The organism is Hyphomicrobium methylovorum (assembly GCF_013626205.1).
In the GTDB taxonomy this organism is placed as follows: Bacteria; Pseudomonadota; Alphaproteobacteria; order Rhizobiales; family Hyphomicrobiaceae; genus Hyphomicrobium_B; species Hyphomicrobium_B methylovorum.
Genome location: NZ_QHJE01000001.1, coordinates 1,971,397 through 1,985,858 on the forward strand (window position 1 = coordinate 1,971,397; position 14,462 = coordinate 1,985,858).

Sequence of the window (14,462 nt, forward strand, 5' to 3'; positions counted from 1 at the left end):
GCTAGTTCGCCGTTAGAGTGCGGAGTTGCTCGTCTGCGGGCGAAGGTGCGCGCACGCTTGGTGCTTTTCTCGCGAGCGTTTCGGGTGTTGCGCGGCGAGCGCTGGGAGACGGCGATGCCGGAGCGCGCCGGGCCGGAAGAAGATCGCGGCGGGCATTGTTTTTCGCGTGCGTTGCCAGGTCTCGCAGCAGAACGTCGAGCAGCGGCGCTGCAACCTGCGCGGCGTGCAGATCTCGCGCCCAGGGCTTTGACGCGTTTCCGGTGCCGACGAGTACAACGTAGGAATATGCGGCGCCGTTTGTGAATTGCAGACCGCCCGAGGCCCAGGCATCGACAGTTGCATTCGGATCGAGGCCGACGGATGTTCCCGTTTTGGCGAAGTGCAGCCGAAGTCCGGCGCGGCGGTGCGCGCACCATTGGTTGATCGTTTTCAGTGTGCCGTATGCGGTGCCGCCCGTTTGATAGCAGAGCGGCGCTTCGAGAAGGCTACGGATCAGTCCATTCGCGCCAGGTCGGATCAGCGATTTTGGAATGATGGCCGGTTGGGCTTCCGCTGCAATGCCTGAACCGCCTTCGCCTTGCTGCGTGTAATCGTAAGCCTTGATGAGCGTCGGCTGGTTGACCGGCTTCGTCGCGCGGCCGATCAGGGACGCCAGGATGACGCTCGACATCAGGTGGACGCGGCGCGGGGCGCCGGCGATTTGTCCGAGCACGACGGCCGTCGATGGTGGTGTTCCACCAGTTGCGGCGGCGGGCGGCATGGCGAATCCGAAGCCGTCGATCAGGCGCTTGACCGGAGCTTGCCCGAGCGCAGCGCCACGCGAAATGAGTGGCGCGTTGAGCGAACAGGCGAACGAGACGATGGCTTTTCGCGGCTGGCGGCTTGTGCCCTTGGCGCATGTGTCGAGACCCTGCGCTGGAGCCGACGCGTCGTCGTACAGGCTTTCCGTCGTGTCGCGGCCTTGATTGGCGAGCGCGATGGCGAGCAGCATTTTTCCCGCGGATGCGATTTGTCGGTTTTCGGAGCGGGGATTGTAAATTCCATCGCTTGTGTTGCGTGCGGGAAGGGAGCTGAAATAGGCGGCTGTTTCGCCGGTTTCGTAGTAACGCACGATCCGGCCGTCGGCATCGGCGGCAACGACGATTACGTTCGGTGCCGAGCGGTCGGCGGACGTCTTGCTGGGATCCAGAGTGAAGGCGGGATCGATGCGTGACATCCACTTCGCATCCAACGTGCGAAGCTCGGAATCGATGCCGTCGCGAAATGCGAGGTTTTCGCCCACGTCGAATGTCGTCGTGACGCCGCGCACGTAATCGCGCCAGCCAAAGCCGTAGCGTTCCTTCATCTCTTCGCGCAAGCCGAAGCGCGCGGCGGGCAATAGCAGATTGGCGCGGATGACGGGGTTGGCTTCCGCACGTTTTGTCTGGCCGGGGGCGAAGCGTTCAAGTGCTGCTTCGAGCTTGGGGCGAAGCTTTGGATTGGGCGGACCACCGGCGAGCGCCATCAGCTCGAAGACAACGGTCTTCTGTTCGTTTTCATCGGTTAGAAGTTTTTCCGCGCAGGTTCGGGCGCGAACTTCCGTGATGTAACGCCAGCGATCGAGGCGCACGGCATTCAGCCGGTCATTGCCTTCGAGCAGAATGATCGGCTTGTTGACGGCGGAGGCGAGCACGAACTGCTCGGCCGTCGTCAGGTCCTTGGCTTCTTTTCCGAATACGACTTGGCTTGTCACTTCGACGCCGTGCAGCGGCTGTCCGCCGGTACGCTGTGCGAGCCAGATGTGATTGGCTGCCCATTGCTTCAGAAGCGTGTCGTCACCTCCGCGTGTCAGTTCGCGATAGATGACGGGCGCGAGCCACCACTCTCCGAGCTTGCGGCGGAGTTTACCGATGCCGCCTTCATCGAGGCGCGGCGGTGTTTTGTAGATCACGCGCGCGAACTGCATCGGCAGCGTCGATCCGCCGACGCCGAGGGTTGGCCGCCCAGTGCTGAGAGAATGCGAAATGGTCGTCAGGGGGATCTTCAGCACACCGATGAGATCGATGCCGAACGGGTTCAGCGGGCCGCCGAGGTAGCGGTCTTCATGATAGGAAAGGCAACGCCAGTACTGCTCCGGAACGTCGCGCACGGGGATCGATTTGTGATCCGGGTTGGCTACGTAGTCGCCGAGTTCGATCGCAGAGTCGGTGTAATTCACGTCGCGCAGGCTATCGAGCCGCGGGTCGAACGTGCCGATGAAGTTTCCCTTCGGATCGTAGATGGCAGTCGCGAGCCAGCGTTCCGCGTCGTAGCCGAGTTTGTCGTGGAGGGTGAGTTGCCCGATATAGCCGCGGATCGGGGCGGCGACGTAGACGAGGACGAGGGCGAAGAGACCGTAGAGAACAACGGCCGTTGCGACATGGCGCAGGGGGCCGAGCCGGGGATTGAACGGTATGGCCATCATCAGCGTGCGCAGGATGCGCCGCGGAATAGAGAGGCAGAGGTCGCCGGCGGCGATCAGTTGCCGCAGTACATGTAAAATCACTGACGCAAAGCCGCGCTATGCCGCGAGCAGTCTCGGCTCGCAGGGGAACGTCAGTGCTATCTCACCAATGCGGCGCGATCACATCGCGTTCGCGGCAGCATCGGATCGGCCATAAGGCATTTCTGCGGCTTGCAAAGGAACGCGCAGGCGCGAGTGTTCGAAGACTCGAACCGAGGCGCCAGGAGGCTCAAAAGTTATTTACGAGAATGAATAGGCCGACGCCGATTGCAGGACCAATTAAGGTCGCGACGACCATCATGACGAATGGTTTCGCCATCATTACACACTACCCCGCACAGAACTTGTACAGTTCGCTCCAATCACGCGGCTGGACCTAGAAATTACCCCGATCCATTTGCCCCCTGGATCGCTGCATTTCTATTTCTTATCGCCGAATAAGGGCCGCCCCTCGTCCGGTGAGCTGAGAATTTCCCAAACGCTCAGCCGTCGTCATATTACGCCTGAGGCGAGAAACTTGACAGAGGGCGGCCGGGCATTGGAGCCGCAGCCGTGGGCGGCGCACAACAGACACCAAAAGGCGAAATCTGGGCGAAAAAATGAGCACGCCGTAAAAGCGCAATTTCTAGAAATATAACAAATTCAAATTGTTGTATTAGAGTCGTTCGATTGCCGCTGCACCTAAAGGGGCAAGCAACTGCACTGCAAGATCACAGAATATGTCTTGCTCTGAAATGCGAATTGAATGGCGTATTCGCGTTAACGAATTTGACAGGCGGTTAACGCAGATCAAAGAGCCGGAGCTGGCGCTCGTCAATTCCTCGCGTTTCCGCCGCCAATTGTTCGATGCGATCGAACGGAACCTGTTCGGCGGCGATCAGCGAGCGCTGCGCCTTGATCGGGCGGACGAGCCCTTCCTGCACAAGGTGGAATTCGCCGACCGTCTGGCCCGGCAACGCGCTTGCCGGATCGAGGCCCGATTCCGACTGGAACGCTGCTTTGAGCTTCCTGAGCGCGGTATCTTCGCGAACGCGGCCGATGAACCAACTCGTGATCTGATCGCGGCTCTTGTAGTCGAGGTCGCCCGGCGACTGGGTGGCGAGCATCATGCCGAGGCCTGCGGAGCGTGCGCGCTTCAGCAAGCTTTGCAGCGGCTCGGCCGTTGCCGGTTTCGAGTTCGCCGGAATGTAAAGGTCGGCTTCGTCGAACATGACGACGGCCTGCAGTTCGTCGTTCGGGTTGCGCTGGCAGAAGCGGAGCGCTTCCGAGAGGAATTGCGAGACCCAGAACAGGATATTCTCGTTGTCGCCGAGGAAGCCCGTGTAAATGACGGAAAGGCGCGTGCGGTTCGGGCGCTGATAGCGGCCGAGACCCAGCAGGCTTTCCATACGCAGGCTTTCGCCGCCGCCTTCGAAGAGTGCGGCATTGCGCAAGCGCAGGGAGTCGAGCTGCGCAACAAGATCACGGCGGAGTTTGCCCGACGGGTCCATGCGCTGCGTCTGATCGGTCAACTCGGGGTGTTCGTCCTCGAGGAGGTGGATCAAGTCTGCGAGCGTGACTTCGTTGGTCGAGAGCGAGCCTAGAATGCGCAAGGCCACAGCGAGCACGCCAGACTGCTTTTGATGCGTCGCGGAATTCTTCAGATGTAGCATCTCGCCAAGTGCTGCGGCGGAGAGATTGGCAAGCAGTTGCTGCTCGTGGTCCGGCAGTTCGTTGATGCCGTTCGGAAGCAACGTGATCGAGATTGGTCGGCCCGAAGCGCGGCCGGGCGTATAAACGGCGACGTCGATCGCGTCGGCAAGTTTCTCGCGCTCGGCGCGGCGGTCTTGTGCTTCGTTGTCGTTGGCGCGCCAGACTTCCGGGTTCGCGTAGCTCGCGAGGTCGCCCTTGCGGTCGATCAGAACCGCCGGAATACCGCGCAGCAGAAGCTGTTCGATGAGCGACAATGCGATTGTCGTTTTACCGGAGCCGGAGCCGCCGAGGAACGCTGCGTGGCGTTTCAGAACGCTCTTGTTGAGCGTTACGGGGCGTGCACCACGATTGCCGACTTCGCGACCCGCAAGGATGCTGGCGCCGTATGTGCCATCCTCGTCGAGAATGACGGACATCGGCAATTCGTCGTCGTTTGCGGGCAGGCCGGAGGCAGCTTGTTCCGAAGCGTCGACGGGATTGGATTGTTCCGGGCCTTCGTCGAAGCCCGCCAGCGACGTCTGCGGATCATTCATGTCCTTGGCGACGAGGCGCGGAACTGGACGGCCAAGCAGATCGAGACGCAGAAGATGGATAACCGATAACAGGCTCGACAGCGGCTTCGTGCCTTCCAGCCACTGCGCCATGCCCGTGTCGCCGCGATGGTGCGCAGTGAACTCGCGCACCGTCATCATGCGTTCCCATTCGGGGATCGGCACGAGAAGCTGGCGTCCGCCGCCGTCGCGGAATTTGCGGAAGGCCTGAGCCGTCTGGTTCTTTTTATTCGGCGGGAAATCGCTGGCGCGTAGCATGAAGCAGGGCTTGCCCTGCATCGCGGGCAGCACCTTGTCGAGCTGGCGCTTGAGACCGCCGCCCTGCGTCGGCCGATTGCACAGGAAGACGCGAATGTCGTTGGCGAAGCCGGTGCGGTGACGAACCGTCAGATCGAATGCGGGCAGTTCGTCGCCGAGTTCGAGACGCTTCACCGTGACTTCGATTGAGCGGCCCCATTCGTCGCGCGCGAGGAGCAACGCGGCGGAAAGGATGTCGACCAGTTCTTGATCGTCGGCGGGCATCTCCGCTTCGCTTTCGTTGGCGAAGCGTTCCCACATCTCGCGGAACTGGACGGCGGAAATTGCCGGTGTGTCGTCTTCCTGTCCGAAGCCGACGGCCTGGCCGAGAGCCTGCGCCAGCGTGCTGATGAACGACGGCTTGTCGTCGGATTCAGTCTCGCGCTCATCGCCTTCCGTTGACGTTGCTTCGCGCAGACGCGATTGCGCGTGCTCGAGAAGGCGTCGGGTCGAAAGGCCGCCGAATTCCTCGAAGAACTGCGGGCCGAAGAACTGCGAAGCGTCGGGGAAGCTCAATCCGCCGCCGCTGATCTCGGACTGATGCGCCAGCCGCTTCGAGATGATGAGGCGCGCTTCTTCCGGCGTTCTGCTTTCGCGCAGAAGCACGGGGCCGGATTTCTCGATGCGGTCGACGTAGGACTGCGCAACGAGGCCGCGCACCTGCCCGTAGAAGTCTTCGAGGCACGAGATAATGATGATCGCGTTCGTCAGCCGGTTGGCGATCTGGATGAGGTCGCGAACGGCGCGCTGGAAGCGTTCCTCGGCGTTGTCGAAGAAGCGCAGGTCTTCCACCTGGTCGATGCAGAAGACGAGCGCCGCGCGATCGACCGTCCAGACGAGGGCGCCGAGTGCGGCAATAATTTCGAATGCGCGGTCTTCGCCGTCATTCGGGTCAAGCGCGCTCACGGCTTCGTGGGCGATTGGCGTCAACTGGCGGCCGTTCAGATATTGGCGGACGCGCTGGTCGATGCGGGGGTCGCGGCGCTGCAGGTAAAGGAGCGCGCGCACGATGTTGATGTCGAGTTCGCGCGTCTGAAATTTCTCGCAGGCGACGATTTGGTCGGCGAGGCGGAGGATCAGCTTGGCGAGTTGCTTGTCGTCGAGCGTAGCATCGCGCAGCTTGTCGAGATCGGCAGACGAGATCACCTCGGAATCAAGCACCATGCGGTTCGTCAGGCGCGAGAGCGCGGACTCACCGAAGCGATCGGGATCGTAAGGTTTCTCAAGCGAATTGACAAGGCGGCGCAGATAAAAGTCGGCGTAGTTCTGCACGTCCGGCGTCATCTGTGCGTAGCCGAAATAGCTTTGGCCGGTGCGATGGGAGTCCGTGCGCAGCGCGCGCAGCAGGTGCGTCTTGCCCGCGCCGGACTGTCCATGAAACAGCAGAATGCGCTCAGGGACGTGATATCCGCGTCCCGATGTGACGGTGGTCAGAAGGTCGTTGAATTTCTGTCGGGCCTTGGCATGAATTTCCGGGACGTCAACCGGATCGGCGCGCCAGAGATCGTCTTCCCAAGTAATCGAATGCTCAAACGCCTCGCTCAGCTTATCTGGAGCAAGGGTTGGAGCAAATTCCGTCTTAGAGAGTGGACCGCCTTCGACGCCCATTGCGAATCGAGATGCCTTTAATCTTGAACGCGCACGAAATGCCAGACGGTGTTCTTGTAGAGGATTTTGGAATCCTCAAGCGATGTCAGATCGCGGCCGTCTTTGAGGTCAGCCGTCGCCAATTCGATCTGACCCGAGCGGTGGGCTTCGGCGAGCATGCCCTTGAAGGCAATCTCGGAAAGTCCCCAATCAGGCCGGGAGTGGCGAATCGCCTTCCAGACCAAAGAGATAAACGCCTTCCGGTTGCCTGGCCAGCCCTCCGCGACGGGACGTGCCGCATCGACAACAGCGCGGCAGAATTCCGCCATGTCGGGCGGGGAGATTTTCTGCGCAGGCGCAGCGCCGGACATTGGCGCGGGGTCGTTCGCTGCGCGCGGCGTTTCGCGGCGGGGCGCGCGGCGTTCCGTGGGAGTCTGCTCGGAGCGCTTCGCGGCTGGTGCGTTTTCCGGTGTCTCGGCCGGTGCGAACATGCTTCGCAGGACGGCAAGTTCCAGTGCCGGGAGCGCAGCGTCGCGAATTCCAGCAATTTCACAAGCAAGCTGTATTATCAGTTTGCCATCGCTTGCTAATTCGCGCGGAGATTTGAACAGTTGTCCGGCCAGAAGGCGTCCGGCTTTGGCTGGAAGGCCCGCGCCTTTGGTGAGCCCGGTCTTGATCTTGTTGCCGAACGCCCGTTCGAGCGCGACGATCGCCAGATCGGCCCTCAAGTTCGCAGGCGAGCGGACGCGGTCGGTTGGTTTTCCGAAATGGTGCTGCAACACAAGGGCGGAGAGACCCTCCACGCGCTGGAGCGCTTTGCGGATCGCGGGCGTGTCGGTGGCGGAGAGGGCGCGTAACAGGAGTGCAGTTCGGATTTCTGCCCAGGAGAGATCCGCTGGCCGTGCTGGACGAAGCGCTGCCATGGCACTTTCGAGACCTTTCGGCGTTGCGGCCAGCCGCCCCTTCGTCTCCGTCACCAAGTTACTGCCGGTCAGCGAACTGATGGCCAATTCAGCGGATTGGCGAAATTCGGTGCCGGACATGCGCTTCGTCAGCAAAGTCGCCACGTCGCGCTGCAGGTCGGCCCGGGTCGCACCGCCGGCTGCGATACGAAGCAGAATGACATCGCGCGGCGTGATGTCCGTCGGTTGATCCGACTTCAGTTTCAGCTCCAGGTGTCCGATGGCTGCCGTCATCGAAAGGTGTCTCCGGTTGCGAATCAAATCGCGCTTTTGCGGGGACTGTTGATTATCGAACTCGTTCTTCCAAGTGTGCGTCGGCACTCACTCACAGATGTGCGCGGTTGCAAAATGCGATCGAAGTGCTCGCGAATGGGCTTCCTGTCCGGCTTTCGCCCCTCCGGCGTCAAAATCGCGACACGTTGTTGGCGCGAAAATCGGTGCGGGGCGGAGTATGGGTTCGCGAGGATTTTCGGGTTATGCGTGCGCCTGTTCGCAAGGGCATTTCATCGGTGCGCCGACGTGGCTGCAGCGTTAACGCGCTCGCCGTTAGCGTTAACACCGGGTTAACGGATTTCCGGCAATGATGGTTCTAAGCGCACGTTTCGTGCCGGGAGTATCTTTTATGTACCGCGTCGCTCTCGCCGGGCTGGTGACCGCTCTTGCCGGTTGCAGTCTCGGTTCGTCCTCGATCTCTTCCGGATTTGCTGAATCCGAAACGACAACAGCTTCGCTCAGTTCACCCGGTTTCGGGTCCACGGCATCCGCGAAAAGCGTTGGCTTGGGCGGCGAGCCGTCCCGGCCGCGCACGACGAAGGTTGCGGCACTCGACAAGGCACCGAATGGCTCGTTCGAACGGGCGGAACCCGGCACGCTTTCGGACCGCGACTACTCGCGCACGGCGCTCAATGCGGAAATGGCGCGAGACGTCATCAATGCCTATCGCAAAAAGAATAAGTTGAAGCCCCTGCGCCTCAATCCGGAACTGACCGAAGCCGCAAAAGCGCACTCGCGCGATCTTGCGAAGTGGGATCGCATTTCGCACTACGGCTCCGACGGATCGAACCCTTGGGATCGTGTAAAGCGCGCTGGATACAATGCGCGGCTGACGGCTGAGAACGTCGGTACGGGGCAGGTCAATTTCAACGAAGTGATGCGCGGCTGGGAGGAAAGCCCTGGCCACAACAAGAACCTGCTGACGCCTGACGCTGTGCATATGGGCATTGCGCTGGTGCAGGATCCGAAGACCGAATTCAAATCATTCTGGACGCTCGTCGTCGGCGCCCCGATGTAAGCGCGGCGTTGTTCGTTAAGCGACGGCTTCGTCGAGTCTTGCGCTGGATCCCCGGTCTTTGACGCGACTTCGTCGCGCTCGACCGAGGATGACGGGGTGAGGGATGGCGGAGTGAACGCGTTAGTCGCGTTTGAACTTCGGCAGGTTGTGCCAGATCGCGATTTCGATGCCGAGGCGGCGGCGGACGACGTAGGCGCTCGTGAGCGCGATGATCGTCAGAGACAGCGCCGTGGCGCCTGCCGCGCCCTCAAGTCCGAAGCGCGGCACGGCTAAGAAATTCAGCACCACGTTGATCGCGGCACCTGAGAGAAGCACGGCCGCACATGCGCGCTGTTCGCCGAGCATGTTCAGAAGGTATTCGGCCGGACCCATCGCCGAGCGGAATAGAAATCCGATCACCAGGATGCACATCACCGGATAACCGGTAGAGAATTCTGGTCCGAAGAGGCTGAGTAGCGGTTTGCCGAGCGTCAGGATCACCAACGCGCTGGCGAGCGAGGGCCAGAAGGTCCAGTTGACGGCGTCGTTGACGAAGGCGCGCAGCCCGGCGTCGTCGCCGCGCGAATGAAGGGCCGCGAGTTTGTGCGCGACTGCGCTGCCGACGGCGTAGTGGACGAACAGGATGAGTGCCATCGTCTTCCCGGCTGCAAAGTAGATTCCGACATCCTGGGGCGACATAAAGCGCGAGACGACGAGGATGTCGGTGTTCTGCATCAGCAGTTCAGCCGTCATCATGACGAGGAGCGGAAGCGAGATCGTCAGCCACGCGGGGAGATCGCTGAGGCGCGGGCCCGGCGGCACGGTTTCTCGCAGGCGGCGGTTGAGGACGAGAGCTTGCACGATGCCGGTCAGCCACGTTGCGATGATCGCGGCTGCGGCGGCGGTGGCGGCGTCCATGCCGAGGCCAGATGCTTTGGCCGCGATCATTCCAAGAAGCAACAGCGACGGGCGCAATAGGTAGGGCGGAATGAGTGCAACGCCCATCCAGGCATTGCCACGACCGAGACCGTCTTGCACGTCCGTCAGCGCATAGAGCGGAATGCAAACGAGGGCGAGGTATAGCGGCAGCACGTAGTGGCTTTGAATGTGTTCCTGAAAGAGCCAGACGCCCGCGACGCCAGCCAGCATCACGGCGGTTCCGCTGCCAAGCGCCACCAGCCTGACGCTGCGTGTGAGGCCACGGAGTCGATCGAAGTCGCCAGTTTCTCGGTAAGCCGGGACGAGGCGGATGGCGGCGAGGTTGAGCCCGAGGTGGGACATCGCGCCGAGGATCAGAACCCAGGTCCAAACGGCAACATAAATGCCGTACTCGGACCCGCCCATCCAACGCGCCAACGCGATCTGTGTGAGATAGAGAAGGCCCGCACTCATGACGCGCACGGAGAATGCAAGCAACGCGTCGCGCTGGGTGCGTTCCCGCTCGCCTTGCGAGGCAATCACATTGCGGGCGATTTCGAATAGCGTGCGTGGGAGAGCCCGCGCGTAATGGAGGGCTGATCGTTCGCGTGCCGCGTCCTCCGGGAGGATGGCAAGCACAGACGGCGCCGCTTCGAGGCTTGATCCGTTGGCGCGCGTCACTCGGTGAATTCCCGTCGATTACAAGTTTTCGAGCCGGTCACGCTCGCGATTGCGGACAAGCTCAGCGACACCACTCCAGGCAGACGATCTGTTCGCGTCACCACGTTCTCCGTGATAAACCGCGAAGAAATCGGCGATTGATGCGGCCCAAGCCCCATGTTTACCTTCTAACACCTCGGCCATCGCGTTGACGTCGCGCGGTGTCGGCGTAAACTCTAGCGTTTCGTTCCAAGGCGCTCGGGGCGTCGTGGTCATCGTAAAGTCCTACTCAAGCCTTAAATCCAAGTTCACGAGTGGGAAGAGCAAGTTTGACGCCAGGACGTGAGCCAGGGCCTTGTGCCTCTTGCGGAGTCGTTAACGGGCCGATTTTTGGGGCTCTCTGGGTGCCCTTGCCCCACATTCAGCGAGACCGCGGGCCATGATGTTTCTTTTTCGGGTAGCGATATCCGCGGCGGCGTTCGTGTCGCTTGGGGCTGCTATGTCCATGGCGGGTGGCTTGGCGACCGACCGTTCCGGAATAGAACGCGTTCAGTCCGGTTCAGATGGTGATGAGCAGGGTGGGCGTTCAAATGAGGGACGTGACCCAGGCGCTGAAACGCGACCTCGGCAAAAGTCTCGACCCGGTGGAGCGCCGCAGGGCGAGGATGATTCCGATGCGCGCGAGGGCAATCCTGTCGAGCCGCCCGGGTGCATTTTCCGGGGCCGTCCGCTGGACCTCATCGTCTGACAAGGCGAGAGGTTAGTCTGTCTTCGCTTCGGCGCTGCTTTGGGGTTTCTCAGTGGGCGCTACGGCGCTCTTCGTCGAAAATGCGTCGTCGTCGGGGGCCTTAGCGGCCGCTGCTGCACCCTTTTTCTTCGCGACCTTAGCCTTCTTATGACCAGCCTTCTTGCGCGGATGGTCGTTACAGCTCCAGGCGGCAACGGTCGTGCGCACCGATTTCACGTCTTGCGCGTCCGCCGCGATCGGCATGGTGTCGATGTTGTTGGCGTTGAAGAGCTGTTTCCAGTCGTACATTTCGAAGCCGTATTCCAGCAGCGCTGCAGAGCGGATCGCGCGTTCGTTGCCGGAAGATTCACCGAGCACCACGGCCATGAGCTTGCGTCCGTCACGCGTGGCGCTGGCGATGACGTTGTAGCCGGAATCGCAGGTGAAGCCGGTTTTCAGGCCGTCGGCGCCAGGGAACGTCCGCAGCAGCGCGTTATGGCTGCCAAGGCGGCGCTTGCCGATGTGCATGTCAGGCATCGACCAATAGTGTGCGTACTCGGGAAATTCCGTAACGATCGCGCGGGCGAGTTTTGCAAGGTCGCGCGCGGAGGAGAGCTGGCCGGGGTCAGGAAGACCGTTCGTATTGTTGTAGTGCGTGCGCGTCATGCCAAGGCGCTGGGCGGCGGCATTCATGCGTTCAAGGAAAGCTGTTTCGCTTCCTGCAACCGCCTCTGCCAGCATGATCGTTACGTCATTGGCGGATTTGATGATGATGGCTTTCAGCGCCTGCTCGACGGTTAGCTGGTCACCGACTTTCAATCCAACCTTGCTTGGCGGCTGGAGCGTGGCGACGAGGGAGCAGGGGATTTTGTCCGTGAGGCGAAGCTTGCCTTCCTTGATGGCCTGGAAGGCCACGTAGGCCGTCATGATTTTGGTGAGCGAGGCAGGATACCAGACGTCGTCAATGTCCTCGGCATAGAGGACTTTTCCGGTAGATGGTTCGAACAGAAGTGTCGGATTTGCCAAGGCGGGCGCCATCCCACCGAGCCACGTCAGTATAATCGTTGCGAATCCGGCCGCTCGCGCCTGCATGAAGTGCTCCGGTAGTTTCAATTTTGTTCGGCTAGCATATTCGACGCGGTAGCGCCAATCGAACCGGGCCAACGGGCACGTTATGAACGATCCATGTTGCTTCTGCGGCGCGTGAACCCGGATTATCCACTGTCGGGCAATTCGTCGCCATTCCGCGAATTGGCAATTTTATGCAATCGCGCGTTCAAATGTCCCGAGAAGTGGCGTTTGACGTGATGCGGATCAGCGAAATTCAACGGTGAATGAATGACTGCGGAAAGCGTTCAGGACGACAGCCATGCGGAAATGCGGCAGCGGATCGCGATCTTCTCGGCGTTGGCACTCGTTCTGCTGCTCGCGTCGCTCGATCAAACGATCGTATCGACAGCGCTGCCAACGATCGTTCGCGACATCGGTGGGCTCTCGCATCTCTCCTGGATCGTAACCGCCTATCTTCTGGCGACGACCGTCGTGGTTCCGCTCTACGGAAAGCTCGGCGATGTTTTTGGGCGCCGCATCATCTTACAGGCCGCGGTCATTATATTCCTGATCGGTTCAGCGCTTTGCGGCATGGCGCAGAATCTTCCAGAGCTCATCGCGTTCCGTATCGTGCAGGGTCTTGGCGGCGGTGGGCTGATCGTGACCGCCATCGCGGTGGTCGGCGACGTCGTTCCGCCGCGAGAACGCGGACGGTATCAGGGATTTTTCGGCGGAATATTCGGGCTCTCGACGGTTCTTGGGCCGCTGATCGGCGGGTTCATCGTCGACAATCTGTCGTGGCGTTGGATTTTTCTCATCAATCTGCCGTTCGGAATTCTGGCGCTAATCGTCATCAACCGATCGTTCCGGCCACAGAGCAAGCCAGTGCGTGTCGAGATCGATTATGTGGGCGCGGCACTTCTGGCGATCGCGCTGACCAGCATCGTCATCATCACAAGTCTTGGAGCGCCGTTGTTACGCGACGCGCCGGTGAGCACGTTTGCGATTTCGGCGCTTGGTCTCTTGGCGTTGCTTGGATTTCTTTACGTCGAAATGCGCGTCAGCGATCCGCTTCTGCCGCTCGAACTCTTCCGAAATCGGGCGTTCGTGATTGCGACAGCGGTTGGGTTCATCGTTGGGATGGCGCTGTTCGGTTCGATTACGCTGATGCCTGTTTATCTTCAGGTGGTGAAGGGGCTCGATCCGACGAGTGCGGGCTTACACATGACGCCGATGATGCTGGGCGTGTTCGCCAGCTCAGTCACCAGCGGTCAGATCATCAGCCGGATCGGGCGTTATAAGATGTTCCCGATTGTCGGGACGGGGTTGATGACGATCGGGCTCGTGCTGTTGTCGATGATGACGATCGATACGACAGCGAGGGCGGCCTCGATGTACATGCTGTGCCTCGGACTTGGTCTCGGCATGGTGATGCAGATTTTGGTGATGGCTGTGCAGAATGCCGTCGCCTACAAGCAGCTTGGTGTCGCGACGTCTGGCACGACGCTGTTTCGTTCCATCGGTGGTTCAGTCGGTGCGGCGCTGTTCGGCGGAATTTTCACGTATACGCTGCATGGCTTGATTATGAGTTCGGCGCCGGAGCTTGCGGTCGTTCTCGATGATCCGTCGCGGCTGGGAACGTTCGATGCGGCGACGCAGGCCGCATACACGAACCTCTTCGTTGAAGCGCTCCGGCCGGTGTTCGTGACCGCCGCATCGCTGGCGTTTATCGGGTTCTGCTTGACGTTTGCGATCAAGGAAGTGCCGCTGCGAACCAGCATCACGTCGGATCCGCCGAACGATCCATTGCAGATGCCGCGCGATGCAAGATCTATCCACGAGCTTGGCCGGATCATCGAACGCATCACGGCGCGCAAGAACCGCTGGCGTTTCTACCAGCAAGCGGCGACCCGGCTGGGTATCAATCTGGAGCCGGATGAGTTCTGGCTGATGTCGCGGATTGGAGAGCGCGGCGGGCGGGCGAAACGCTCCGATCTCGAAGCGCGAATATCCGATCCCAATCTTAAAACGCGGCTCTTTGAAAGCATCGTACGCTCCGGCATGGCGCGCACGAGCGAAGATGGAATCGTGGAGCTGACCGATGACGGACGGGTCGCCTACGCGCGTCTGTTAGAGGCACGCGAAGACGACCTCAGGCACATGATGTCTGAGTGGAAGCCAGAGCAGCATCCCGAGGTGCTGGCGCTGATGCAGGAGCTGGTGAACACGTTCGCCAGGACCCCGCCGGTAAAACCCGCCGTGTGAT

Annotated in this window: 9 protein-coding genes; 3 read left to right on the forward strand and 6 right to left on the reverse strand. The window is 60.9% G+C overall.

What is annotated here, in order from left to right:
* Position 1: 1 nt before the first annotated feature.
* The 3 genes from DLM45_RS09565 to DLM45_RS09575 all read right to left on the reverse strand — a co-directional run bounded on the left by DLM45_RS09565 (position 2) and on the right by DLM45_RS09575 (position 7,805).
* Positions 2 to 2,524, reverse strand: coding sequence for a transglycosylase domain-containing protein (locus DLM45_RS09565; RefSeq protein ID WP_343062281.1), 2,523 nt, complete (start codon positions 2,522 to 2,524; stop codon positions 2 to 4).
* A 737-nt stretch (positions 2,525 to 3,261) separates the two neighbouring features.
* Positions 3,262 to 6,630, reverse strand: coding sequence for an ATP-binding protein (locus tag DLM45_RS09570; RefSeq protein ID WP_181336896.1), 3,369 nt, complete (start codon positions 6,628 to 6,630; stop codon positions 3,262 to 3,264).
* A 17-nt stretch (positions 6,631 to 6,647) separates the two neighbouring features.
* Positions 6,648 to 7,805, reverse strand: a complete 1,158-nt coding sequence (locus tag DLM45_RS09575; RefSeq protein ID WP_181336897.1) for a hypothetical protein — start codon at positions 7,803 to 7,805, stop codon at positions 6,648 to 6,650.
* A 388-nt stretch (positions 7,806 to 8,193) separates the two neighbouring features.
* Between DLM45_RS09575 and DLM45_RS09580 the strand changes: the two genes are divergently transcribed.
* On the forward strand, positions 8,194 to 8,862 hold the full coding sequence (locus DLM45_RS09580; protein ID WP_181336898.1) for a CAP domain-containing protein: 669 nt from the start codon (positions 8,194 to 8,196) through the stop codon (positions 8,860 to 8,862).
* Positions 8,863 to 8,982: 120 nt separating this feature from the next.
* On the opposite strand, the gene DLM45_RS09585 is transcribed toward DLM45_RS09580, so the two are convergent.
* Entirely contained in the window at positions 8,983 to 10,440 is a 1,458-nt protein-coding gene (locus DLM45_RS09585) for a lipopolysaccharide biosynthesis protein (RefSeq protein ID WP_343062282.1), read from the reverse strand.
* An 18-nt stretch (positions 10,441 to 10,458) separates the two neighbouring features.
* Positions 10,459 to 10,695, reverse strand: a complete 237-nt coding sequence (locus tag DLM45_RS09590; RefSeq protein WP_181336899.1) for a hypothetical protein — start codon at positions 10,693 to 10,695, stop codon at positions 10,459 to 10,461.
* Positions 10,696 to 10,858: 163 nt separating this feature from the next.
* On the opposite strand from DLM45_RS09590, the gene DLM45_RS09595 reads away from it, so the two are divergent.
* Entirely contained in the window at positions 10,859 to 11,167 is a 309-nt protein-coding gene (locus tag DLM45_RS09595; RefSeq protein ID WP_181336900.1) for a hypothetical protein, read from the forward strand.
* 12 nt (positions 11,168 to 11,179) lie between these two features.
* Here DLM45_RS09595 and DLM45_RS09600 read toward each other — a convergent pair whose 3' ends face one another.
* Positions 11,180 to 12,238: a D-alanyl-D-alanine carboxypeptidase family protein gene (locus DLM45_RS09600; RefSeq protein WP_181336901.1), complete on the reverse strand. Its 1,059-nt coding sequence runs from the start codon at positions 12,236 to 12,238 to the stop codon at positions 11,180 to 11,182.
* A gap of 246 nt (positions 12,239 to 12,484) precedes the next feature.
* Here DLM45_RS09600 and DLM45_RS09605 point away from each other — a divergent pair, with 246 nt between their 5' ends.
* A complete protein-coding gene (locus DLM45_RS09605) occupies positions 12,485 to 14,461 on the forward strand; it encodes an MDR family MFS transporter (protein ID WP_181336902.1) in 1,977 nt (658 codons plus the stop codon).
* Position 14,462: the final 1 nt, after the last annotated feature.

Coding starts and splice junctions, on each gene's coding strand:
- DLM45_RS09570 (WP_181336896.1), bottom strand. CDS start 6,630: ATGGGCGTCGAAGGCGGTCCACTCTCTAAGACGGAATTTGCTCCAACC.
- DLM45_RS09575 (WP_181336897.1), bottom strand. CDS start 7,805: ATGACGGCAGCCATCGGACACCTGGAGCTGAAACTGAAGTCGGATCAA.
- DLM45_RS09580 (WP_181336898.1), top strand. CDS start 8,194: ATGTACCGCGTCGCTCTCGCCGGGCTGGTGACCGCTCTTGCCGGTTGC.
- DLM45_RS09590 (WP_181336899.1), bottom strand. CDS start 10,695: ATGACCACGACGCCCCGAGCGCCTTGGAACGAAACGCTAGAGTTTACG.
- DLM45_RS09595 (WP_181336900.1), top strand. CDS start 10,859: ATGATGTTTCTTTTTCGGGTAGCGATATCCGCGGCGGCGTTCGTGTCG.
- DLM45_RS09600 (WP_181336901.1), bottom strand. CDS start 12,238: ATGCAGGCGCGAGCGGCCGGATTCGCAACGATTATACTGACGTGGCTC.
- DLM45_RS09605 (WP_181336902.1), top strand. CDS start 12,485: ATGACTGCGGAAAGCGTTCAGGACGACAGCCATGCGGAAATGCGGCAG.